The organism is Comamonas sp. Tr-654 (assembly GCF_011752915.1).
Lineage (GTDB): Bacteria > Pseudomonadota > Gammaproteobacteria > Burkholderiales > Burkholderiaceae_C > Comamonas.
Genome location: NZ_VWWQ01000005.1, coordinates 418,088 through 439,979 on the forward strand (window position 1 = coordinate 418,088; position 21,892 = coordinate 439,979).

General features: G+C 59.6%; 22 protein-coding genes and 1 tRNA gene. 13 read left to right on the top strand and 10 right to left on the bottom strand.

Annotated elements, in window-relative coordinates:
• Positions 1-34 precede the first annotated feature (34 nt).
• From F3J24_RS17640 to F3J24_RS17650, 3 genes are read right to left on the bottom strand one after another with little or no spacing between them, the layout of a single operon-like run.
• Complete coding sequence (locus F3J24_RS17640) at positions 35-1,321, bottom strand: cytochrome c (RefSeq protein WP_167009148.1); 1,287 nt, start codon at positions 1,319-1,321, stop codon at positions 35-37.
• Positions 1,314-1,883, bottom strand: coding sequence for a (2Fe-2S)-binding protein (locus F3J24_RS17645; protein WP_003052822.1), 570 nt, complete (start codon positions 1,881-1,883; stop codon positions 1,314-1,316). Before F3J24_RS17645 ends, F3J24_RS17640 begins: the two co-directional genes overlap by 8 nt.
• Complete coding sequence (locus F3J24_RS17650) at positions 1,883-4,690, bottom strand: molybdopterin cofactor-binding domain-containing protein (RefSeq protein WP_167009151.1); 2,808 nt, start codon at positions 4,688-4,690, stop codon at positions 1,883-1,885. Before F3J24_RS17650 ends, F3J24_RS17645 begins: the two co-directional genes overlap by 1 nt.
• 524 nt (positions 4,691-5,214) lie before the next feature.
• Here F3J24_RS17650 and F3J24_RS17655 point away from each other — a divergent pair.
• The 4 genes from F3J24_RS17655 to F3J24_RS17670 all read left to right on the top strand — a co-directional run bounded on the left by F3J24_RS17655 (position 5,215) and on the right by F3J24_RS17670 (position 7,972).
• Positions 5,215-5,763 carry a cytochrome b gene (locus F3J24_RS17655; RefSeq protein ID WP_167009154.1) on the top strand — a complete coding sequence of 183 codons (549 nt, stop codon included), beginning with the start codon at positions 5,215-5,217 and terminating at the stop codon, positions 5,761-5,763.
• A gap of 148 nt (positions 5,764-5,911) precedes the next feature.
• Positions 5,912-6,475, top strand: a complete 564-nt coding sequence (locus F3J24_RS17660) for a YceI family protein (protein WP_003052816.1) — start codon at positions 5,912-5,914, stop codon at positions 6,473-6,475.
• Between the two features lie 82 nt (positions 6,476-6,557).
• The gene (locus tag F3J24_RS17665) at positions 6,558-7,133 is read left to right on the top strand and encodes a YceI family protein (RefSeq protein ID WP_003052814.1); all 576 of its coding nucleotides are present in this window, start codon (positions 6,558-6,560) and stop codon (positions 7,131-7,133) included.
• Positions 7,134-7,315: 182 nt separating this feature from the next.
• Positions 7,316-7,972, top strand: a complete 657-nt coding sequence (locus tag F3J24_RS17670; RefSeq protein WP_003052811.1) for a VOC family protein — start codon at positions 7,316-7,318, stop codon at positions 7,970-7,972.
• Positions 7,973-8,087: 115 nt separating this feature from the next.
• Here F3J24_RS17670 and F3J24_RS17675 read toward each other — a convergent pair whose 3' ends face one another.
• A complete protein-coding gene (locus F3J24_RS17675) occupies positions 8,088-8,429 on the bottom strand; it encodes a zinc ribbon domain-containing protein YjdM (RefSeq protein ID WP_167009156.1) in 342 nt (113 codons plus the stop codon).
• 269 nt (positions 8,430-8,698) lie between these two features.
• Between F3J24_RS17675 and F3J24_RS17680 the strand changes: the two genes are divergently transcribed.
• Positions 8,699-11,590, top strand: coding sequence for a valine--tRNA ligase (locus tag F3J24_RS17680; RefSeq protein ID WP_167009160.1), 2,892 nt, complete (start codon positions 8,699-8,701; stop codon positions 11,588-11,590).
• A gap of 72 nt (positions 11,591-11,662) precedes the next feature.
• Positions 11,663-12,550, top strand: a complete 888-nt coding sequence (gene galU, locus F3J24_RS17685; protein WP_003052802.1) for a UTP--glucose-1-phosphate uridylyltransferase GalU — start codon at positions 11,663-11,665, stop codon at positions 12,548-12,550.
• A gap of 70 nt (positions 12,551-12,620) precedes the next feature.
• Here galU and F3J24_RS17690 read toward each other — a convergent pair whose 3' ends face one another.
• From F3J24_RS17690 to cysM, 3 genes are all read right to left on the bottom strand, one after another.
• Complete coding sequence (locus F3J24_RS17690) at positions 12,621-12,848, bottom strand: sulfurtransferase TusA family protein (RefSeq protein WP_003052800.1); 228 nt, start codon at positions 12,846-12,848, stop codon at positions 12,621-12,623.
• Positions 12,849-12,916: 68 nt separating this feature from the next.
• On the bottom strand, positions 12,917-13,540 hold the full coding sequence (locus F3J24_RS17695; protein WP_167009165.1) for an NUDIX domain-containing protein: 624 nt from the start codon (positions 13,538-13,540) through the stop codon (positions 12,917-12,919).
• Positions 13,541-13,737: 197 nt separating this feature from the next.
• Positions 13,738-14,643: a cysteine synthase CysM gene (cysM, locus tag F3J24_RS17700; RefSeq protein WP_167009168.1), complete on the bottom strand. Its 906-nt coding sequence runs from the start codon at positions 14,641-14,643 to the stop codon at positions 13,738-13,740.
• Between the two features lie 40 nt (positions 14,644-14,683).
• Between cysM and F3J24_RS17705 the strand changes: the two genes are divergently transcribed.
• From F3J24_RS17705 to F3J24_RS17715, 3 genes are all read left to right on the top strand, one after another.
• Positions 14,684-14,768: transfer RNA gene (locus tag F3J24_RS17705), tRNA-Leu, on the top strand.
• A gap of 220 nt (positions 14,769-14,988) precedes the next feature.
• Complete coding sequence (locus F3J24_RS17710) at positions 14,989-15,486, top strand: thermonuclease family protein (protein ID WP_167009171.1); 498 nt, start codon at positions 14,989-14,991, stop codon at positions 15,484-15,486.
• A gap of 295 nt (positions 15,487-15,781) precedes the next feature.
• Complete coding sequence (locus tag F3J24_RS17715) at positions 15,782-17,467, top strand: DUF262 domain-containing protein (protein ID WP_167009174.1); 1,686 nt, start codon at positions 15,782-15,784, stop codon at positions 17,465-17,467.
• A 341-nt stretch (positions 17,468-17,808) separates the two neighbouring features.
• Here the strand turns inward: F3J24_RS17715 and F3J24_RS17720 are convergent, their stop codons facing one another.
• Both F3J24_RS17720 and F3J24_RS17725 read right to left on the bottom strand, forming a co-directional pair.
• Positions 17,809-18,474 carry an SOS response-associated peptidase gene (locus F3J24_RS17720; RefSeq protein ID WP_167009177.1) on the bottom strand — a complete coding sequence of 222 codons (666 nt, stop codon included), beginning with the start codon at positions 18,472-18,474 and terminating at the stop codon, positions 17,809-17,811.
• On the bottom strand, positions 18,474-19,088 hold the full coding sequence (locus F3J24_RS17725) for a hypothetical protein (RefSeq protein WP_167009180.1): 615 nt from the start codon (positions 19,086-19,088) through the stop codon (positions 18,474-18,476). The genes F3J24_RS17720 and F3J24_RS17725 overlap by 1 nt, the downstream gene beginning before the upstream one ends.
• Before the next feature lie 92 nt (positions 19,089-19,180).
• On the opposite strand from F3J24_RS17725, the gene F3J24_RS17730 reads away from it, so the two are divergent.
• The 4 genes from F3J24_RS17730 (at position 19,181) to F3J24_RS17745 (ending at position 20,696) form a co-directional block, all read left to right on the top strand.
• Positions 19,181-19,402 carry a hypothetical protein gene (locus tag F3J24_RS17730; protein ID WP_167009183.1) on the top strand — a complete coding sequence of 74 codons (222 nt, stop codon included), beginning with the start codon at positions 19,181-19,183 and terminating at the stop codon, positions 19,400-19,402.
• 259 nt (positions 19,403-19,661) lie between these two features.
• On the top strand, positions 19,662-19,916 hold the full coding sequence (locus F3J24_RS17735; protein WP_167009186.1) for a hypothetical protein: 255 nt from the start codon (positions 19,662-19,664) through the stop codon (positions 19,914-19,916).
• A 60-nt stretch (positions 19,917-19,976) separates the two neighbouring features.
• Positions 19,977-20,261: a hypothetical protein gene (locus F3J24_RS17740; RefSeq protein ID WP_167009189.1), complete on the top strand. Its 285-nt coding sequence runs from the start codon at positions 19,977-19,979 to the stop codon at positions 20,259-20,261.
• A 39-nt stretch (positions 20,262-20,300) separates the two neighbouring features.
• Complete coding sequence (locus F3J24_RS17745) at positions 20,301-20,696, top strand: hypothetical protein (protein WP_167009192.1); 396 nt, start codon at positions 20,301-20,303, stop codon at positions 20,694-20,696.
• Positions 20,697-20,748: 52 nt separating this feature from the next.
• On the opposite strand, the gene F3J24_RS17750 is transcribed toward F3J24_RS17745, so the two are convergent.
• Positions 20,749-21,891: a tail fiber domain-containing protein gene (locus F3J24_RS17750; protein ID WP_167009195.1), complete on the bottom strand. Its 1,143-nt coding sequence runs from the start codon at positions 21,889-21,891 to the stop codon at positions 20,749-20,751.
• Between the last annotated feature and the right edge of the window lies 1 nt (position 21,892).

The following is a 21,892-nucleotide window of genomic DNA, read 5'->3' on the forward strand; positions in this document are numbered from 1 at the left end:
CGCGAGCGACCGTGGCCTCAAGCCAGGTCTGGACTTACTTGCTGTGCTCTATGGTCTTCACATGCTCCGCCACCTGCGCGGCGGTCACGTCGCCAGGGCGGCCGCCCCAGGTCTGACGCATGTAGTTGACCAAATCGGCCATCTCCTCGTTACTGAGCTTGTCGGCATAGCCCGGCATGGTCTGCATGCGCTCGCCATGGGCCAGATCACGCTCGTGCACGCCCTCGCGGATCACGCGAATCAGGTTGATGGGCGTGGGGAACATGGCTGTGGTGTTGGTGCTCATGGGCACCGACGAATGCGGCTGGCCCTGGCCCTGCGCACCGTGGCAGCCCGCGCACAGACCCAGGTACAGGTTCTCGCCCTTGACGCTGGTCTGCCCCTCGGCAGCCTTGACCTTGGGCCCGGGCATCTCGCGATTTTGGGTCAGGTAGGCGGCCATGGCGCGCACATCGGCCTCCGCCATGCGCGAGGTGGAATGCTCGAGCACCGATGACATGCGGAAAGTCATGACCCCTTGCGGCGACAGGCCGGTGCGGAAGAATCTGACCAGATCGTCCTTGGTCCAGCCGCGCTCGCTCAGGGCATCGGGGGTCAGAGCCGGAGCGTACGAACCTTCGATGGTATTGCCCTCGAGATAGCGCGAGCCATCCATGGCGAAGGTGGCCTTGGTGCGCGGGCTGTGGCATTCGGCACAGTGGCCCAGCACATCCACCAGATACTTGCCGCGCACCAGTTCGTCCACCGACATGTCGAACTCCTTGGCTGCGGGGCGATTGAGCGCATTCCACATGGCCACGGCAGGACGGATGTTGAACGGGAAGTTCATCTCGCTGGGCTTGTTGGCGACTTCCACGGCCGGCTGCTTCATCAGCCATACCCAGAGCGCATCGACATCGGCACGCGTGATCTGGTGGTAGCTGGCATAGGGCATGGCCGGATACAGGTTCTTGCGCCCTGGCGCCATGCCGGCAGCCACTGCCCGGTACAGATCGTCGGCCGTCCAGCCGCCGATGCCGTGCTCCTTGGAAGGCGAGATATTGCTGCCGTAAAGCGTTCCCATGGGAGTGACCATGGGCACACCGCCCGCCAGCTCCGCCCCCGTGGCAGGCGAGCTGTGGCAAGCCGCGCAGTCACCACCGCGAAACACCTGCTCGCCGCGTTTGTACAGCGCGTCGAACTCCTGCGGACCCAGATTGGCAAAGTCCACCGTGGCCGGCGGGACGTCACCGCTTGCGCTGCCGTACAGGTACATGCCTCCGGCCACGAGCACGCCCAGAACGGCGGCTGCGCCCAGGCCCTTGATCCAGGTCTTAGCCATTGTTCACGACCTCCTTGCTGCGCTTGCCTGTGGTCAGGCCCGGCGTCTTCAGGATCACGTCGCGCACGGCGTTGTAGTAGCGCACATAGCCGGTGCAGCGGCAGATATGGGGCTCCAGCTGCTCCTCGATGGCTTTTTCCACCTCATCGGCGGGCACGGGGTGCTTCTGGAGTTTTTCCACCAGCACGGTGGCCGAGTTCACAAAGCCGGGCGTGCAGTAGCCGCACTGGAAGGAGTAGTGCTCGAGAAAAGCCTTCTGCACCGGCGAAGGATGGACCACGCCCTTATCGTCCACCGAGGCAATGCCCTCCACGGTACGGATGGTCTTGCCGTTGAGCCAGGTCACGCCGGTCACGCAGGCGGGCACGGTGATCGAGCCTTTTTCCGGGTCGTCGACGATGATAGTGCAGGCGCGGCACACGCCCTGGCCGCAGCCCAGGCGCGTGCCGTTCATGCCCGCGTATTCCTGCAGGAACTCGATCATCATCAAGTCCTTGGGAACATCGACGGGGCCTACCTGTTTGCGATTGATGGTGGCGGAAAATTGAATACGGTCCTGCATCACAGTGCCTCTTTGATTTTGTCGGGGGTCACGGGGGTCGCATGGAAGCGCTTGCCCGTGGCATGGGCGATGGCGTTGACGCAGGCGGCGACCACCGGGATCATCACCACCTCGGCCATGCCCTTGGGCGGATCGGTGCGCGACAGCGGCGGCAGCACCACACCCTCGGCCGTCCATACGGCCACTTCGCTGGCGCGCGGCACGTGGTAGCGGTTCAGGTTCCACTGGCCGTTGCCAGGGCCGGTCTCATGGAGCGGCAGGTCTTCGTACAGCGCATGGCCAATGCCCATGGCCACGCCGCCCTGGATCTGGCCGGAGACCAGCTCGGGCACGATCTGCGTGCCGCATTCCAGCCAGGTCTTGTGCGAGAGGATGTTCACCTTGCCCGTGCCCGGGGACACGGACAGCTCCACCATGGTGGCGCAGGGCGCGTAGTACACCGTGCCCGCATTGGTGCGCTGCACCGGCGGGTAATAGACCTTGTCGCGTGCGATGAAGGCATAGCCGCCGGATTTCATCGCAGCCTTCTTGGCCTCGCCGGCACCCTTGCCGTACTGCACGGACAGGGCATCGATCATGGCCTGGAACTTTTTGCCCTCGACCGTGAAGTCGGCCTTGGCCCAGGCCCACCGGTTGAAGGCATGCACGCAGACGCCGGTCACCATGCCCAGCTCGTGTGCGCGCTCGGCCAGGCGCTCCAGGCTCAGCGGCTCCAGGCCCTCGGCCACGAGCATACGATCACGCCACTCCAGCATGTCTTCGGTGACGGTGCTCGGCAGCAACTGACCGCCACCTTCCTTGCCGGACCAGATCGACTGGGCCGCCGGCCACAGGCAGAGCTTGAGCAGCAGTTGCGCCGCCTGCTGCGTGGCGTGGCGGAAGTAGTAGGCCGAGTTCGAGGCCGATACCGGCGAGACCAGGCGCGGTGTCCAGGTCGGGTCCCGCGCCAGTTCGTCCTCCTTGGCCTGGGGCGTGGTGTAGGGCTCGTCCTTGGTATGCAGCGGCAGGTTGTCCCAGTGGTTGACTGCGAAGTCCACATCGTCCGCCGGGCGGCCCAGGAAGGGCTCGACCGCCACCAGCTGCGCCGTGGTGCTGCCGGTGCCGATCTCGGTAGCGATGTGACGCATCTTGATGCGGCCCTCGGGCGTGATCTCCAGCTGCGCGATCGAGGCTTCCGCCCCGGTGCCGAAGTCCTTTTGCACCGCACCGAAGCCTATGCCGTAGCGCAGGCCGGGGTTGGCAGCCTCGAAGTCAGCCTTGCGCTTGGCGCGCTCGGTCCACATCGCATCCTTGGCAGCCATGTCAAGGATCTCGCCGATACGCAGATGACCCGAGGGCGAGGCGCCCTGAGTGTTCTTCATGCTGCTCTTGAGCACATTGCGTCGGCGCAGCTCGATGGCATCCAGCCCGATCTCCTGGGCAATCTCGTCGACCAGCATCTCGGTATAGGCCATGGACTGAACCGTGCCGTAACCGCGCATGGAGCCAGCCGTGACGCCGATGGAGGGGTACACCTCGGTCGACAGGTCGCTCTCGGGGAAGTAGTAGATGGACTGCGCCGCCGTCACCGCCACCGTGCCCACCGAAGGGCTGAAGTTGGTCACGCCGCCGCCGTCGCCCACCATATGGCAGGTCAGTGCGTGGAACTTGCCGTCCTTGTCCACCGAGATCGCGGTCTCCACATCGAAGGGATGGCGCTTGAGTGCGAACTGGAAGTGCTTCCAGCGGTCCAGCGCCAGCCGCACCGGGCGGCCCTGGGCGTACAGCGACGCCAGTGCCACGTAGAACGGGAAGGGGTGGTGCTCTTTCTGGCCGTAGCCCACGGTGTAGGAGCTGATGTAGTCGAGCTGGTTCAGCGGCAGCTTGCTGTCCTTGAGCATGTGCATCACATGATCGGCCGTGCCGTAGGGCGCCTGGCTCGCGGCCACCATGTGCAGCGCACCGCTGTCACGTTCATACCAGGCCAGGCCGTTTTCCATTTCCATGGCCACATGCTCGATGGACTGGCTGTAGTACTTGCGTGCAAAAGCACGCAAGCCGTCCTTGGGCTGCTTCATCTCGGCCTGGATACGGGCCGACTCGCCCATCAGCGCCCCGAAGGCAGGGTGGGTGCTGTCGGGCCAGTGCACGCCTTTTTCATCGAGCTGCGGCCAGATGACGGTGTTCTTCATGGGCGAGAACCTGTCCTCGCCATAGCCGTCCTCGCCCTGCACTCGTACATAACGCGCGGCCACATAGGGTGCGCGCGGTGGCTGGGCAGCCTCTGCACCGAAGCGGAAGATTGCGTCATTGAAGCGCAGGCGCTGGTTGGCCACGCGGAACTTCTCGTAGTCGTGCCAGATGGCCACGGCCACCGGGTGCCCCAGCATGGGCGAGACCTGACCCTTCTTGACGAAGAACTCGCCGTAGAAGCCCGGCTCGGGCATTCCCACGCCGTCGGCGGCGATGGACTCGGCGTCGATCAGCACATCGGGCTGGTAGTCGCTGCCCAGCGCCGACAGATCCAGGCCTTCGTAGATGCGGTCGGCGCGCGGGATGTGGATGGTCAGCGCATGCGACTGCTGCGCGGGCCAGCCCTGCATGTCCCTGGCGCGCAGGTCGATGGCAAAGACCTTCTGCCCGGTGACCTTGGCCAGGCCGTCGCGGCGGTAGTTGAGGGTGTTGCCATTGATCCAGTGGGTCTCCTGACCGCTGGCGGGCGTTATCAACTCCGCAAGCGCGTCTTTGACCGGGCGCACACTCGCAATCACGCCCATGGCGGCGGCAGCCTTCAGAAAACTGCGCCGATTCAAGTCCAGTTTGGACACGGTTCCAACTCCTTGCTGCAATGCGCACAGCAACAGCAAGGACTGGCGTGGGCACATCGCTAGATGACTATGTATTCCAGGACGTTGTAGGCGTCCAAGAGTCAAAAAGCAGGTGATAACGGCTGCAGTTGTTGTCGGCATTACTGCCCACATATCGCCAGCCTTGGCCGTCCGCCACGCTTTGGTCTTTGAAAAAGACTAAGAGGCGCGGAGTATAGAAACAGCGGCTGCAAAGCCAGTCTGCGTATTCAAATCACAAGTTAATTACTCGGAAAATTGATCCCCATCAGCACTAGCTCCCGACATTGGTGCTTGTCGTGCAAAGCGGTATATCCATATTCCGCTCAATGCTGAAGAAGTCTGCTGCCCTGCTGCAGCCTGTGGTCCGGGCTTTGGTCATTCAGCTTTTTTGAATTGAGACCTCAATCCTGCTGAACCTTTTTGCATTCGCCGCTTCATACACTGCATATCAATTTCAGCAGGCCCTCAGTGCCCGCAACCCGCACTTTCTGATTGCAGTTTCCATGAACTCAAGCTCCCGCTACACCGGTACCGCCATCGCCCTGCACTGGGTTCTGGCTCTGGCGCTGATCGGCATCTTCGCCTTTGGTCTCTATATGACAGGCCTGCCTTTCTCGCCGACACGCCTCAAGTACTTCAACTGGCACAAATGGGCAGGCATGACGATTCTGATCCTATCCGTGCTGCGCCTGGTCTGGCGCGTCACCCACCGGCCGCCGGAGCTGCCCGAAGCCGTCACCCGCACCATGCCGGGCTGGCAGCGCATGGCCCACCATGGCGTGCACCACCTGATGTATGCACTGTTCTTTGCCATCCCGCTGGTGGGGTGGATGTACAGCTCGGCCGCTGGCTTTCCCATCGTGCTCTTCGGCCAACTGCCTCTGCCCGACCTGGTGAGCAAGAGCCCCGAACTGGCCGAAGCACTCAAGCCCTGGCATGGTTATCTGGCCTACGCGCTGGCAGCCCTGGTGGTGATGCATGTCGCCGCCGTCATCAAGCATCAGGTCATTGACCGCGACGGACTGCTGTCACGCATGATTCCAGGCCAGTAGCCCCCCTGAGCGGCGTTGCCGGGACGGCCCCGCCGCCTCCCCCAGGGGGACGACAGCTTTGCTGCGCTGCGGCGCTTGCTTGCTGTCTCGCTCCTTCAAGCCGCACCGGTTTTTGAGTTTTTTGTACGTTCATCACAAGGAGTTTTTGATGAAAATCCTTTTTTCCTCCGCACTGATCGCCACCGCCTTCATGGGCACTGCTGCCCAGGCGGCTCAAGCCCTGGTGCCCGCACAAAGCGCCGTCAACTTTGAAGCCAAGCAGATGGGCGTTCCGCTCAAGGGCCACTTCAAGAAGTTCGACGCCCAGATTGCCTTCGACGCCGCCAAGCCCGAGAGCAGCAAGATCCATTTCACGGTCGATACCGGCAGCGCCACCATGGGTGCCAAGGAAACCGATGCCGAACTGCCCAAGGCAGACTGGTTCAACGTTGCCAAGTTCCCCCAGGCCACTTTCGACTCCAGCGCCGTCAAGGCTCTGGGCGGCGGCAAGTTCCAGGTGGACGGCACGCTGACCATCAAGGGCAATGCACAGAAGGTAAGCCTGCCCGTGACGCTGACCCAGTCCGGTGCCACCACCACGGCCGCTGGCACATTGGCACTCAAGCGCCTGAACTTCAAGATCGGCGACGGCGACTGGAAGGACACCTCCATGGTGGCCGACGAGGTCAATGTGCAATTCAAGCTGGCTCTGACCGGCGTCGGCAAGCTTTAAGCGCTTTTCAGCTCCAGCCCTTGATGGTCAAGCGCTGATAGCTCATGTTTTGATAGTTCCAATCCCTGAAGGAGTATTCACCATGCGTTCCACTCTGTTCGCCCTGGCCGCCGCGTCCCTGTTTGCCACCGCTGCCCAGGCGGCGCCTGCCACTTACGCCATCGACCCCACACACACGTTCGCGACTTTCGAGATCGATCACTTTGGTGCTTCCACCAACCGTGCCCGCTTCGACAAGAAAAGCGGCACTGTGCAGTTCGACAAGGCTGCCAAGACCGGCAAGGTGGAAGTGACCCTGGACATGACTTCGGTGAACTCCGGCACGCCAGCCTTCAACAAGCACCTGCAAAGCGCCGACATCTTCAACGTGGAGAAATTCCCCGAAGCCAAGTTCGTTTCCGACAAGTTCGTGTTTGACGGCGACAAGCTCAAGGAAGTGACTGGCCAGCTGACACTGCTGGGCAAGACCGCCCCTATCACCGTCAAGGCTAACAAGTTCACCTGCTACGAAAGCCCCATGCTGCAAAAGCGTGAGGTCTGCGGCGGCGACTTCGAGGCCACCATCGACCGCACCCAGTGGGGCGTGAACTACGGCATCCCCTACGGCTTCCCCAAGGAAGTGCGTCTGGTCCTGCAGATCGAAGCCGTGAAGCAGTAATCCGTCCGCAAAGACTCTCGAGTGAAGCCCTTTGCGGGCTCTCTCTTTGGCCTGGCCCGTGCAAACGGTCCGGGCTTTTTTGCATCTGCACCCCGCCAATTCCCCCAATGAAAAATTTACTTTAGGTTAATCAATTACGAATAGTAGAATAAAACCACTCACACAATCGAAGGAGACATCGCATGAGCCAAGCCGCCCCTACTCCGGTTTACTCCCAGCCCCGGCGTGCGGACATGAGTCAGCTGCCCGCACCTGCCGCTGTGCAGCAGCTGCACCACTACGCCTACAAGGCCAAGGATGCGGAAGAGACCCGTCACTTCTACGAGGACATCCTGGGCCTGCCGCTCTATCACATCATCCAGAGCGACTACGTCCCCTCCACCGGCGAGTACTGCCCCTACACCCATTTCTTCTTCCGCCTCAAGGACGGCTCCTTCATCGCCTTCTTTGACATTGGCGACGACGAAGCAGCCCTGCCCTCCCCCAACACGCCCATCTGGATCAACCACATCTCCTTCCGCGTGGACTCCGTGCAGGAACTGGAAAACACCAAGGCCCGCCTGCAGGCCTGCGGCGTGGAAGTATTGGGCGTGACAGACCACCACATCTTCAAGAGCATCTATTTCTTCGACCCCAACGGCATCCGCCTGGAGCTGACGGCCCAGTTGGCCGACGAACTGCAGATGCTCAAGGAAAGCAAGACCGCCCATGCACGCCTGGATGAGTGGACGGCGCGCAAGGAACAGTGGCGCAAGGAACGCGCCGAAGGCAAGTCCGGCGCTCCGCTCAAGCCGCAAAGCAACGACCGCCCCGAGTTCGTGCCTCCTGGCACGGTTTAAGAACAGCGCTTCGGGCGCCCCTGACAGCTGCCCGTTCAAATGAAAATCGAAGTGCGGCAATAAAAAAGGCATCCCCAGGGATGCCTTTTGCGCTTTGGGCCGGTCAGACGCCGACTCAGGCCTTTTTCACGAACTCCGTCTTCAGGCTCATGGCACCAAAGCCATCGATCTTGCAATCGATATCGTGATCTCCATCGACCAAGCGGATGTTCTTCACCTTGGTGCCCACCTTGACCACACCTGCCGAGCCTTTGAGCTTCAGATCCTTGATGACGGTGACGCTATCGCCATCCTGCAGCACATTGCCTACGCTGTCGCGGTAGACCTTGGACTCCGGCTCGCCGGCTGCCTGAGACTCGGCGGACCACTCATGCGCACATTCGGGGCAGACTAGCAGGCCTGCATCCTCGTAGGTGAACTCGGAACGGCATTGGGGACAGGGGGGAAATGTGCTCATGGGTAATCCTCTCGTTGCGCGCCCGGGTTGCGGAAACCTCCGGGCCGACCGCTATCTGCGCCGGGATGGCTCAGGCCATCCTCGTGCATCTGGGCCATGGGGTGGCAAGCCAGGGCTGTGGATGCAGTTTACCCGCCCGCTCTTCGCGGCCCTGCCGCAGCCAGTACCCACCTGCGCCGCTCACATGTACCAGATCGCTAGAATCGGTCAATCCGTCTCGAACTATCGACCGCATCCCCAGGGATGCCGTTTTCCTTGACAAGCAAACTATGAGCGACACCCCTGCACAAACCGGCCTGGAGAGCCTGTCCAAATCCTTCGAACCCGCTGCCATCGAGGCCCACTGGGGCCCCGAGTGGGAAAAGCGTGGCTACGGCCACGCCGGCGTGCGCGGCACGGGCAAGCCCGATGCAACCCAGCCCTCGTTCTCCATCCAGCTTCCGCCTCCCAATGTGACCGGCACGCTGCACATGGGCCACGCGTTCAACCAGACCATCATGGACTCGCTGACACGCTACCACCGCATGAAGGGCTACAACACGGCCTGGATTCCCGGCACCGACCACGCAGGCATCGCCACCCAGATCGTGGTGGAACGCCAGCTGCAGACCCAAGGCGTGAGCCGCTATGACCTGGGCCGTGACGAGTTCACCAAGAAGGTCTGGGAGTGGAAGGAACAATCCGGCAACACCATCACCACGCAGATGCGCCGCATGGGCGATACCGTGGACTGGAGCCGCGAGTACTTCACCATGGACGACAAGCTGTCCAAGGTGGTGACAGAGACCTTTGTGAAGCTGTACCAGCAAGGCCTGATCTACCGCGGCAAGCGCCTGGTGAACTGGGACCCGGTGCTGCAGTCTGCCGTTTCCGACCTGGAAGTCGAGAACCAGGAAAAGGACGGCTCGCTCTGGCACATCGCCTACCCGCTGACCAGCGGTGAAGGCAATCTGGTGGTCGCCACCACCCGCCCCGAAACCATGCTGGGCGACGTGGCTGTGATGGTCCACCCCGAAGACGAGCGCTATCGTGCCCTGATCGGCCAGACCGTGACCCTGCCGCTGGTGGGCCGCCAGATCCCCATCATTGCCGACGAATATGTGGACCGGGAGTTCGGCACCGGCGTGGTGAAGGTCACGCCTGCCCACGACCAGAACGACTATCAGGTGGGCCAGCGCCACAAGCTGCCCATGATCTGCGTGCTGACGCTGACAGCCAAGATCAACGACGAGGCGCCCGAGAAATACCGCGGCATGGACCGCTTCGTGGCCCGCAAGGCCATCGTGGCCGACCTGGAAGAGCTGGGCCTGATGGTCGAGATCAAGAAGCACAAGCTGATGGTGCCGATCTGCGACCGAACCGGCCAGGTGATCGAACCCATGCTGACCGACCAGTGGTTCATTGCCATGAGCAAGGTCAGCGACCAGGACCCGACCGGCAAGTCCATCGCCCAGAAGGCCATCGACGCTGTCGCTTCCGGTGAAGTCCAGTTCGTGCCCGAGAACTGGGTCAATACCTACAACCAGTGGATGAACAACATCCAGGACTGGTGCATCTCGCGCCAGCTGTGGTGGGGCCACCAGATTCCGGCCTGGTATGACGAGGAAGGCAACATCTATGTTGCCAAGAACGAAGCAGAAGCCCAGGCTCAGGCCCCCGGCAAGAAGCTGACCCGCGATGCCGACGTGCTGGACACCTGGTACTCCTCGGCCATGGTGCCGTTCAGCACCATGGGCTGGCCCGAGCAGGGCAATGCCGCCGACGATGACTACAACCTTTACCTGCCCTCCTCGGTACTGGTGACGGGTTACGACATCATCTTCTTCTGGGTCGCCCGCATGATCATGATGAGCACGCACTTCACCGGTCGCGTGCCGTTCAAGCATGTGTACATCCACGGCCTGGTGCGCGATGCGCAAGGCAAGAAGATGAGCAAGTCCGAAGGCAATGTGCTGGACCCCGTCGATCTGATCGACGGCATCTCGCTGGAGCCGCTGCTGGACAAGCGCACCACCGGCCTGCGCAAGCCCGAGACCGCTCCACAGGTGCGCAAGAACACGCAAAAGGAATTCCCCGAAGGCATCCCAGCCTACGGCGCCGATGCGCTGCGCTTCACCTTTGCGGCCCTGGCGTCTCTGGGCCGCAGCATCAACTTCGACAGCAAGCGCTGCGAGGGTTACCGCAACTTCTGCAACAAGCTCTGGAATGCTTCGCGCTTTGTGCTGATGAACTGCGAAGGCCATGACTGCGGCCTGGCTCCTCACACCAAGGAACAATGCCAGCCCGGCGGCGAATTTGCCGGCTATATGCACTTCAGCCAGCCCGACCGCTGGATCGCCTCGCAGCTACAGAAGGTCGAGGCCGAAGTGGCCAAGGGCTTTGCCGAATTCCGCCTGGACAATGTCGCCAACACGATTTACGACTTCGTCTGGAACGAGTTCTGCGACTGGTATCTGGAAATCGCCAAGGTGCAGATCCAGACCGGCAACGAAGCCCAGCAGCGGGCCACCCGCCGCACGCTGATCCGTACGCTGGAAGCGATTCTGCGTCTGGCCCACCCCATCATTCCGTTTGTGACGGAAGAACTGTGGCAGCAGGTTGCGCCCGTGGCCGGCCTCAAGGGCGACTCCATCGCCGTGGCTCGCTACCCCGAAGCCCAGCCTGAGAAGATCGACGAAGCATCGATTGCCTACGTTGGCCGTATCAAGCAGATGGTGGACGCCTGCCGTGCCCTGCGCGGCGAGATGGGCGTCTCGCCCGCCCAGCGCCTGCCGCTGCTGGCCGTGGCCGGCAATGCCGATGATTCGGCCTTCCTGCGCGCCAATGCCGACGTGCTCAAGAACCTGGCCAAGCTCAGCGAAGTCAAGGTGTTTGATGACGAAGCCGCCTGGGCCACCGCGGCTCAAGCCTCGCCCGTGAACGTGATGGGCGACATCCGCCTGGCGCTGTTCGTGGAGATCGACGTGGAAGCCGAGAAGGCCCGCCTGAGCAAGGAAGCCAAGCGTCTGGAAGGTGAAATCGTGAAAGCCAATGGCAAGCTGAGCAACGAAGCCTTCTGCGCCAAGGCGCCCGCCGCCGTGCTGGAGCAGGAGCGTAAGCGTCTGGCCGACTTTGGCGCCACGCTGACACGCATCAACGAGCAACTGGCTCGCCTCGGTTAAACACCGCTAAACTGCCTGATAAAACAAGGCGCAGGCAACTGCGCCTTTTTTCCATCCAGAAAAGACAAGCACATGAGCAATCAAACCCGCGTCCGCAAAGCCGTGTTCCCCGTTGCAGGTCTGGGCACCCGTTTTCTGCCCGCCACCAAGGCTTCCCCCAAGGAGATGCTGCCCGTGGTGGACAAGCCGCTGATCCAGTATGCAGTGGAAGAGGCTTACGAGGCCGGCATCCGCGACATGGTGTTCGTCACTGGCCGCAGCAAGCGGGCCATCGAAGACCATTTCGACACCTCCTACGAACTCGAGAACGAGCTCGAGAATGCCGGCAAGCAGGCCATGCTGGACCTGGTGCGCAGCGTCAGCCCGGCCGACATGAACTGCCTGTTCGTGCGCCAGCCCCGCTCCCTGGGTCTGGGCCACGCCGTGCTGTGCGCAGAGCCTCTGGTAGGGAACGAGCCCTTTGCCGTGATTCTGGCCGACGACCTGATGACCGGAGAGAATGGCGGCCCCGGCGTGATGGCGCAGATGACGGCTGCCTTCCAGAAGCAGGGCCGCTCGCTGCTGGCCGTGCAGGAAGTGCCGCTGGAGCACACCAAGCGCTACGGGATCGTCAAAGGCGAGCCTGCGGGTGGACCGCTGATGCGTATCGACGAGATCGTGGAAAAGCCTGCTCCCGAAAAAGCCCCGTCGCGCATGGGCGTGGCCGGCCGCTATGTGCTGACTCCGGCCATCTTCGACCAGATCCGCAACCAGCCCCAGGGCGTGGGCGGAGAGATACAGCTGACCGATGCCATAGAGCGCCTGATGCAGCACGAGGCCGTCTACGCTTTCCAGTACGCAGGCAAACGCTATGACTGCGGCAGCAAGGAAGGCTTTCTGCAGGCCACGGTGGAACTGGCGCTTCAGCACCCCGATGTGGGCGACAGCTTTCGCGAGTACCTCAAGAACTTGAGCCTCTAAGCCCGGCCCTCCAAGCCCCTGATGAAAAAGGCCTGCAAATGCAGGCCTTTTTCACGTCAAGCACCGGTCTTCAACGTCGGCGCAGGATATGGATGAATTCATCACCCACCGTCTGCTGCTCCACCAGTTCATTGCCGGTCTGCTTGGCAAAGGCCTGGAAGTCCCGGATGGAGCCGGTATCCGTGGCCACGACCTTGAGCAACTGACCGCTTTGCATGGCGGCCAGCGCTTTCTTGGCCTTGAGAATGGGCAGCGGACAGTTCAGGCCGCGGGTGTCAACTTCTTGGTCTACGTGCATGGGGTGAATTCCTCGTCAGCGCCGATTGTAGAAAAACCGGGCGCTGGCAGTGCCAGCGCGGTCTTTGCTCAAACCAAAGCCGGGGCCACCGTAAAGCGCGGGTCCTCAGCCCAGCGTCGCACAGGCCATTTGGCGGGATCAGGCTCGGGGTTCTGACCGGGACGGAAAGCACCGAAGCGCGGCTCAAAGCCTTTTTGCTTGATCCACTCTGCCAGCGCATAGCCCGTGCCCGCAGGCCAGCACAACGACTCCTCGGCCGTCTGCCAACGATACTCCAGCAACTCCGGAGAAAGCCTCACGTCTTCGGGCCTACCCTCCACGCGCACATGGTAGGCAATCAGCACCTGATTCATGCGCAAAAACTCCGAGCAGCACAGCAGACGCAGCGCTTTCACGCGCAGCCCTGTTTCCTCGAGCACCTCGCGACAGATTCCGGCTTCGGGCGATTCACCGGCCTCCATAAAGCCTGTGATCAGGCCGAAAACGCCGTGCTGCCACAGCGCATTTCGCGCCAGCAGCACGCGACCATCGTCACCTTCCACTACGGCCGCTAGTACCGGCGTGGGATTGCCCCAATGCGTGAACCCGCAATTAGGGCAGCGCAGACGCTGCACCTCGCCACTGTCCTCGCTGGCCACAATCCATTGCAGCTCGGTCGCGCAATTGGAACAAAAGCGGACTTCATAAGCCATGAGGCTCTCCGTATTCTTCACGACTTACGCAAAACGGGTTCAGGCGAGGCGGCTGTCTCAGAAGGCGGGCCGCTGTTGCATTCTTGTTTGCGTAAGTCCTATTCTTGATATTGATAGCAGTCAGCGCTTGATAGATAAGCGCTGCCTGTCATTTGGAGCTTTGATTCAATTTTGCGCTATCACGCAAAAGACATGGCTCATGCCGGAAACACGCCCGTGGAGAGGTAACGATCACCGCGGTCGCAGACCACAAACACGATGGTGGCGTTCTGCTCGCGCTTGGCAATCTCCTGGGCCACCCATAATGCACCGGCGGCCGAGATGCCCGCGAAGATACCCTCTTCACGCGCCATGCGGCGGGCCATGTCTTCGGCATCGTCCTGGGACACATAGACCAGCTCGTCGACCAGCGAAGCGTCATAGATCTTGGGCAGATATTCCTCGGGCCACTTGCGGATGCCAGGAATGCGTGAGCCCTCGGAAGGCTGAGCGCCGATGATCTTGATGTTCGGGTTCTTTTCCTTGAGGAACTTGGCCACGCCAGTAATGGTTCCGGTGGTACCCATGGCACTCACAAAGTGGGTGATCTCGCCACCGGTCTGCTCCCACAGTTCTGGGCCTGTGGTTTCGTAGTGGGCCCGCGGGTTGTCGGGGTTGGCAAACTGGTCCAGCAACACGCCCTTGCCCTGCGCCACCATCTGGTCGGCCAGATCGCGCGCATATTCCATGCCGCCGCTCTTGGGCGTCAGAATCAGTTCGGCACCGTAGGCCTTCATGGTCTGGGCGCGTTCAATGGACAGATCCTCGGGCATGATCAGAATCATGTGATAGCCCTTGATGGCAGCAGCCATGGCCAAGGCAATGCCGGTGTTGCCCGACGTTGCCTCAATCAGTGCATCGCCCGGCTTGATTTCGCCGCGCTCTTCAGCACGCTGGATCATGGACAGTGCAGGCCGGTCCTTGACGGAGCCAGCCGGGTTGTTTCCTTCGAGCTTGCCCAGCACTACGTTTGCACGTTCTCGGTTGGCATCCGCGCCGATACGTTGCAATGCCACCAGCGGCGTGTGACCGATAGCATGTTCGATGGTCGAATAAGTTTTCATGTCCAATACTGTGCCATAATTCGCGTCTGCGCTAAGCGAAGCCCGGGTGGTGAAATTGGTAGACGCAGGGGACTCAAAATCCCCCGCCGCAAGGCGTGCCGGTTCGATTCCGGCCCCGGGCACCACTTATGTAATGCTATAACTTTTGAAGACGTTCCGGGAACTGTTCCGGCATGTGTTCCGGTTTTTTAGCAAAAAGAGAGCCTGCATGATGATCCATCTTGCAGGCTATTTTTTTGCCTCCTCGGCATACAGATGCCCGAGAAATGGCTATTCCGAGCAGTCAAAAAAAGTTTGCATCTTTGTGGTTCAGGCCTAAATAGCACTGATGGCTACACTCAGCCCATGCTCTCAGCCACCCTCCTCTGCCTTGTCGTTGGCATTTCAGACGGCGACACCCTGACAGCTCGATGCGGCGAGCCAGGACAATACGAGCAAGTCAAGGTGAGGCTGCAGGGCATCGATGCCCCTGAGCGCAAGCAGCCATTCGGGGAGCGTGCCCGGCAGGCACTGGCCGAGCTGACATTTCAGAAAGAGGCTGAGCTGCGCTGCACCAAGACAGACCGGTACAAGCGACAGGTGTGCTCTGTCTGGGTTGCACCCGCATCAGCGCCTACCGGGCCGCGCACACTCGATGCAGGCTTGGCCATGGTCACGCAAGGCATGGCCTGGTGGTATCGCGCATATGCCCGCGAACAATCGCCGCTGGAGCGCGGGCAATATGAGTTTGCGGAGCAAGAGGCCAAGGCTCGAAAAGTTGGACTTTGGCAAGATGCCGAGCCAATCGCGCCATGGGATTGGCGTAAGGCCTCACGCGAGCTTCGACAAAGCCCAAGTCCGTAAACGACCCATTGCTGTCTTTCGATCCATATGAAGCTACGCCCTTTACGTGGCGAAAGGCAACATAGGCGTTTTGCGACGTACTCCATGAAGCCGGCTACTTGCTGACGTTCCACGATGACTCTCCAAAGCTGGCTATTAATAAGGTGATATGTCCAAACGTCAGAGACGACAAGTAGGAGGAACGAAGTACTACAATTAGTTATGAAAGTAGTAAAGTATCGGGCGTGTCCTGAAAATGTGTTTGGAATGGGGTCCTCAAAATGGAGTGCCCTAGCCTAATTTCGTAGAGCAAGAGATGAAAATTCAGTGTATCGAAAAAGATATACGTCAAGTCTTAGAGACTGGAACGTATCTAATTCCACGTTTTCAGCGTCCATTTTCTTGGGATGAGGACAACGTTGAAGAATTTTGGGTTGATAGCACATCGGACCTAAAAAAGGACTACTTCATCGGGTCGTTTGTCTCCTACAACATCTCAAGCTCCTCCTTTGGTCTTGTGGATGGCCAGCAGCGCATTACCACTATCACGATTGCTCTGTGTGCTATTCGGGATAAGTTCAGCGATTTGGGTTTTGCTGCACCTGCCAAAGGGGTGCACCGTTTGATTGAAACGCGGGACCTAAACGATCAAGCACAGTTCGTTCTTAAAACCGAGACCTCATATCCCTACCTACAAGCGAAGATCCAGAGCCTTGAAAAGGAGGAGACAGAGATTGACGTGGGTGAAGAAGAGGAAGCGATCAGTGCTGCCTACAAACTCATCCATTCCCTCATCGATCAGGGCGTAAAGGAGGCCGCCTCTAAGGTTGATCCTTCAAAAGCAAAGACTGCTAGCAAAAAGTGGTTGGAACGTGTACGGGATAAGATCCTAGGTCTCAAGGTGATTTCGATCACCCTGGACAACCAAGACGACGCGTATCTGATTTTTGAGACGCTCAACACTCGGGGCAAGGACCTCACTGCCGCAGATCTTGCGAAGAATCATCTGCTGCGGCTGCTTCCTTCAAAGGGTAAGGCCATTGACAGGCCCAAAGACCATTGGACGGAAATTCAGAGCACTTTGGAGCAGGCCAGCAGGCCGATTCAAATGGCCACATTCCTTCATCACCACTGGCTTTCAAAGCACTCCTTCACGACAGAGAGGGAGCTTTTTAAAGCCATCAAGAGTGAAGTGTCTGCCACCAACGTGCGCGCATTCTTAGATGAGCTCAGGACCGATAGTGATCTTTACCGTGGAATTATTGAACCCGAAAGGCTCTCCTTTTGGAACAAGGGAAACCGGGATATTGAAGACTCGCTTCGGTGCATCTCGGATGTTCTGAATATCCAGATCGCAAATCCATTCCTCTTGACGGTGCTACGTCTGTTCAGTTCCAAGAAACTTAAAGATGGCCAGGTGCGAGAGATTTTCTGGCTCGTGGAGCGCTATCACTACCTGTATACGACGATCAGCAATCTGCCGTCATCTGGCGGTGTGAGCAAAATGTACGCTTCTCATGCACGAGCTCTGGCATCTGCTACTGACGCAAATGCTCGCGGTCTATGCATCAACGAGTTCAAAAAGAAAATTAAAGGCAAGGTGCCTGCTCGGGATACGTTCATCACACGGTTTAAGGCACTCAATTACTTGACGCCAAGGCACAAGGAGATCATCGGCTACACCTTGTGGAAGATCTACAAGCACCGAAACCCAGCAGTCGATGTTGACCGCGGGGGGCAGTCGCTCGAACACCTTCTTTCACAGAACACCGGTGCCCCGTCATTGCACAGCATCGGTAATCTTTTGGGTGTGCCCGTGAAGTACAACGCAGAGGTTCTTGCGGCCAATAGCTTCGCGGCCAAGAAAGCTTCGCTCAAAAGTCATGGCTACATCTTGGAGCCTCAGATCGAGGCTGCAACGACTTGGGGAACAGCAGAGATAGAGCGTCGAACTGGCGACTTGGCAGCGCTCGCTTATGACGAGGTTTGGGCCATCAAGTAGCCCTTGTTAGAGCGACCTCTAATCGGAACCAAGTGAATGCAAGTGCGCTCATGTGACAGTGCAAGTGCGTGTGGCTTGGTTGTGAATTGCCCTGATTTTCGTGCGCTTACTCCCGCAGATCGCATAGGAGGTCGGCTGTCGCACTCGGATATTCGTGCAATATTGGCTGCCAACAGAGCCCTTACTCAGTTTGTGTGTGTTTTCACTACTAAGGCAACCGACAGCTTTCAAGTGGTTCGGTTCGCCTCTGGCCTTCGAAACCTTGAGTGTCCGTCACCTGAAGCCGTCACCTGTGAGTAAACCTCTAAGGGCTGCTTCTGGCCGATAGCAGGCGCCTGGAACTAGGCCGGTGCGGCATCGAACACGCCAACCGGTGCCAGACACAACAGTTCAGACGCTTCCTTCTGAGTCCCCGCTAGCCACTGATCCACATCCTGCATCTCGATCGGTATCACACTGCGTTTGTCCTGCTGGTCGGCCGGCAGCCTGGGGTCTGGCTTGTGCATGCGGCTCATCAGGGGATGTGAGTCGGCATTGATGGTCAGCATGGTGTAGCTGTCCACCAGCTCTCCGGACGCTGGATCCTTCCAGCGATTCCACAGCCCGGCCAGCGCCCAAGGCGCGCCATCGGCCCGGCGAAACCTCCACCACACGTTTTTCCCTGTCTCCCAGTTCGGCTCGTCAAAGCTCCAGGCAGGAATGATGCAGCGCTGGCCGCGCGCCCAGGGCGTCTTGTAGCTGGCTTTGCTGGCCAGCTCTTCGGATCGCGCATTGTTGGTGCTGTACTTCAGCACCCGCTCTTTTGCGAACCAGGGGATCAGCCCCCACTGGCCCGTCACCCCCTCGATGCTGTAACCCGGGTCATCGACCGCGCGGCGCAGGAACGGCCCTGACGCTCGGGGGAATATGTCCAGGCGCTCATCCTTCCACCAGCCCGGAGATTCCCGGCCAATGCGAAAGTGACGCTCTATCTCTATCTCTGAGGGGGTGTTAAAGCGGTTGCACATCAGTCGCCATCGTTGATGTCACCGCCTCCAGCATACTGAAGCTCCTCGTCAAGCTCGCGCCAATACTCGGCCATGACCTGCCGCGCCTCATCCAGAGACTCCAGCTTCATGCAGCGCTTGACGTAATCGCTTGGGGATTCATCAATCAACAGGGCATACCTTGCATGCCAGGCACACATCTTGATGACCGCACCCGCAAAGCGGCGCTGTTCTTCAGAAACCCAAGCCCCTTGCTCAATGAGTCCAGCATCCGCTGCAAGCCCATTCAGCAACGCGATCTTGGATCTTGAGATGGTGTAGCTGTCTTCCTTCCTGATTTCCTCTATAGGCTCAGGGAGCATCACACGCTCCATGTACTCGTTCGGTGGTGCAGCATGCTCTATGGATTGGTAAGCGTTTCGGGCGCAGCGCTCGATGATCGACCCGGCAAACGTGCGCATCTCCTCGGTGACCCACTCGCCTTGGCCGATGAGGCCAACCTGGGTAGCCAGAACATTCAGCACTGCCACAGTGGACTTGGGCTGCGGTATCAGAGAGCTGTATAGCTCCCGCTCCACATCACCAAACTCCCCAACATCGTCTTCATCATCGAAGTCATCTTCAGAATCGGTCATGGGGGACCTCCTTTAGCCGAGCTTCAATTTGACTCCGATCAACCCTGCTTGTAAATTTACTGTATAAATAAACAGTATTCGCAGGAGGCCTTATGCACATCGAGCATCATTACAACTGGCGCTATCAAGACCATCTCGGCAAGTGGCGCACGACTAGCTACCTCTGCTCCGAGGAAAGGATCAAGAAGGAACACCCAGACGCGACCCCGGTTGAAGGAACGCTAAGAGTCATCGAAGTGGCCGACACGTTGGACGAATACTGGAAGCGCACGCACCAAAACACAATGCTGGGTGTAGTGCGCAAGCCTGAATGATGATGACCTGTGACGACTGGCACCCGACCCTACTACACACACCGAGCCGATACGGATATCCCACTGCGCGCATCCTGCCTGGCCGCGCCAGCGACTACATCACAGAAGCAGTTCACCCCGGATGGGTGCTTGTGGTCACCATCGAGGGTGGTCTTGTGTTCTTTGGGCCTGGCCCGGCAAGCGTGACGCGCTCCCCTGCCCCTTTCTGAGCCTCCGGCATTCAAATCCTGCGGCTCGATGAATCGGCAACAATCACGCCATGACCGATGAATCCCCCATCCACACCGTCCACAAGCGCGTTTGCCACACGTTCCTCCGGCACTGGAAGGCCCACAACAACGCCTATCCCAAGCTGATCAAGATGACGCCGGAAGAACTGCGGCAGTTCAACATCGTCAACGCCTTTGCCAAGCCCGATGAAATGTGGGGCGTCCCAATTGAAATCGACCACAACACCACGGGCGTGATGATTGCGGTCGATGGGACGGAAATGCCTTTGATTGAAGGCTACTGACAGACTGGATGGACTCGGCTGCACCTCTGATACATTCCTTCACAAAGGAGAGAAAGAGGAATGGAACAGCCACCCGACACAGACGATATGCCCATGTTTGCCCGAGGCATCGCAGGCCCTCTGGGCAAGCTGACCTGCGACGCCAAGACTAAGATCGATGAAGCCACCCATGAACTGTGGCTTCAGCACTGCGCTCAGCGCGGCCAAGATACGGCCAGCGTATTGCGGGATTGCATCTACGCCCTCGTTCACGGGAAAACCTACCGCCAAATGGTGATGGAAAAAGCGCAGCTCGAATCCACACAGATCCTCGCCGCAACCCAGCTACTGAAGAGCAAGGACTAGCCCTCTGCTACATTCCTTCACATAGGAGGAATGATAGAGATGAGAGCTTTTCAAATCGTGATGAGCATTGCCGCCATGACGCTTGTCGGATGCGCGACCCAAGAGATTGCGACTGTTCGCCAAGCCGACTTAGATAGCTGGAAGGGAATGCCAGTGGAAGCACTGGACACGCATTCACTTTTTTCGACGATGCAGATGACAACTCGTACAACCTCATCAGGAGTCGAAATCAGGAACTATATAAATGCTCTCAAGGGTACGTACTGCGGTGGCACTGCCTTTAGTGCCAACTGCGTGGACAACAACGTTACATGCAACAATCTTTTCTATATCCGGAACGGCCGCGTGTTTGAATATGCTCCAACTGGTCAATGCATGACGAATGACTCTGTAAGGCCGGAAAAGCGATACCTCAGCTTAATTCAAGCTTCCTGATTCATGAGCAAGCGCTGCAACAAACTGCTTGCCTCCCCGATACTGCCCAGATTTACCGGTGCCATGGCCGCCTCCCAACTCTAGAGGCGATGCTGTCAACTTGCTTTGACAGTTCTTGAACGGCCCCCATTAAGAGCCCGTTTGCGCTGATGAGGTCAATTTTTTTTCCTTCTGGCGCAACAGCATTTCCGGCATTCCGCTGAAGATCTTGCGCCATTGGCCCCACGTGAACCGCCCCACCATCCGCAGCCGCAGAGTTCTCTTTGTAGCGCCACAGCGCAACTGGCGTATCCTTTACAGCACTCAGCGCGCCTTTTGTGGAAGCAGCCTGTATATCGCGCTTCTGTTCTCGATCTGAGGTAATTTGGGTTGGTGTGTTGTTGCCCACCGGCCTCCCCAAATACGCTGCCCCCATCATGCCGGCTGCGCTCCCCAGCGCGCCCCAAAGTCCGTTATTGGCAGAGCCTGACGCAATCTGCGTCTGACTGATCTGGTTGTACGTATTCGCGGCCCCGGCCAGCCCGGCCTGGGCGCCTGCGTAGCCTGAATTCAGAATCCCCTGCCCACTGGCAGCAGACCCCAGTGCGGCATTGGCACTGCCCACCGCACCCGCGCCCAGCTGCGAGGCGATAGAGGCATTGGTGCCCTGTGCACTGGCAATATTGCGCCCCAGGTTGGCCGCGTCCATGCGCCGGGCATAGCCCTGCTGCTCCACAGTCTTCATGGCTGCATTTGCCGCGCCGGCCTTGGCTTTGGCTGCGCCAATGTCCAAGGACCCAGCCATGGCCATCACCTTGCCGCTGGCGGGGTTCACCCCCGAACGCTCCATGGCGCGCATCGTGGCGTCGCGCTGGGCAGCGATACTGGTTTCCACATCGGCGCTTGCGGCTGCAGCCTCAGCGGCGCGGCGCTCCGGGGTGTCATAGGCCTGGGCATCGGCCACCAGCTTCTGCTCCAGCGGGCGGAAGGTGCTGGTGTAGTCCTCATAGCCCGCCTGGGCCACCTTGTTCTGCAGGTTCTGGGCTTCCAGCTGCGAGCGCGACACCTGGTCGGCAATCGCCGTGGCCGTTGCGCGTTCATCGGCCGTCTCGCCGTAGATCTGCTTGGCCCAGTCCAGTTGCTCCCTGGACAGCTGCGCCTGCATCAGGGCGGCCGCGTTGGCCCCGGAGTTATCAACCTTGGTGCTTTTCCCCATC

Excerpts from the sequence above, each read along its gene's own strand:
- F3J24_RS17640 (WP_167009148.1), bottom strand. The coding sequence starts at position 1,321 with ATGGCTAAGACCTGGATCAAGGGCCTGGGCGCAGCCGCCGTTCTGGGC.
- F3J24_RS17645 (WP_003052822.1), bottom strand. The coding sequence starts at position 1,883 with ATGCAGGACCGTATTCAATTTTCCGCCACCATCAATCGCAAACAGGTA.
- F3J24_RS17655 (WP_167009154.1), top strand. The coding sequence starts at position 5,215 with ATGAACTCAAGCTCCCGCTACACCGGTACCGCCATCGCCCTGCACTGG.
- F3J24_RS17660 (WP_003052816.1), top strand. The coding sequence starts at position 5,912 with ATGAAAATCCTTTTTTCCTCCGCACTGATCGCCACCGCCTTCATGGGC.
- F3J24_RS17665 (WP_003052814.1), top strand. The coding sequence starts at position 6,558 with ATGCGTTCCACTCTGTTCGCCCTGGCCGCCGCGTCCCTGTTTGCCACC.
- F3J24_RS17670 (WP_003052811.1), top strand. The coding sequence starts at position 7,316 with ATGAGCCAAGCCGCCCCTACTCCGGTTTACTCCCAGCCCCGGCGTGCG.
- F3J24_RS17675 (WP_167009156.1), bottom strand. The coding sequence starts at position 8,429 with ATGAGCACATTTCCCCCCTGTCCCCAATGCCGTTCCGAGTTCACCTAC.
- F3J24_RS17680 (WP_167009160.1), top strand. The coding sequence starts at position 8,699 with ATGAGCGACACCCCTGCACAAACCGGCCTGGAGAGCCTGTCCAAATCC.
- galU (WP_003052802.1), top strand. The coding sequence starts at position 11,663 with ATGAGCAATCAAACCCGCGTCCGCAAAGCCGTGTTCCCCGTTGCAGGT.
- F3J24_RS17690 (WP_003052800.1), bottom strand. The coding sequence starts at position 12,848 with ATGCACGTAGACCAAGAAGTTGACACCCGCGGCCTGAACTGTCCGCTG.
- F3J24_RS17695 (WP_167009165.1), bottom strand. The coding sequence starts at position 13,540 with ATGGCTTATGAAGTCCGCTTTTGTTCCAATTGCGCGACCGAGCTGCAA.
- cysM (WP_167009168.1), bottom strand. The coding sequence starts at position 14,643 with ATGAAAACTTATTCGACCATCGAACATGCTATCGGTCACACGCCGCTG.
- F3J24_RS17710 (WP_167009171.1), top strand. The coding sequence starts at position 14,989 with ATGCTCTCAGCCACCCTCCTCTGCCTTGTCGTTGGCATTTCAGACGGC.
- F3J24_RS17715 (WP_167009174.1), top strand. The coding sequence starts at position 15,782 with ATGAAAATTCAGTGTATCGAAAAAGATATACGTCAAGTCTTAGAGACT.
- F3J24_RS17720 (WP_167009177.1), bottom strand. The coding sequence starts at position 18,474 with ATGTGCAACCGCTTTAACACCCCCTCAGAGATAGAGATAGAGCGTCAC.
- F3J24_RS17725 (WP_167009180.1), bottom strand. The coding sequence starts at position 19,088 with ATGACCGATTCTGAAGATGACTTCGATGATGAAGACGATGTTGGGGAG.
- F3J24_RS17730 (WP_167009183.1), top strand. The coding sequence starts at position 19,181 with ATGCACATCGAGCATCATTACAACTGGCGCTATCAAGACCATCTCGGC.
- F3J24_RS17735 (WP_167009186.1), top strand. The coding sequence starts at position 19,662 with ATGACCGATGAATCCCCCATCCACACCGTCCACAAGCGCGTTTGCCAC.
- F3J24_RS17740 (WP_167009189.1), top strand. The coding sequence starts at position 19,977 with ATGGAACAGCCACCCGACACAGACGATATGCCCATGTTTGCCCGAGGC.
- F3J24_RS17745 (WP_167009192.1), top strand. The coding sequence starts at position 20,301 with ATGAGAGCTTTTCAAATCGTGATGAGCATTGCCGCCATGACGCTTGTC.
- F3J24_RS17750 (WP_167009195.1), bottom strand. The coding sequence starts at position 21,891 with ATGGGGAAAAGCACCAAGGTTGATAACTCCGGGGCCAACGCGGCCGCC.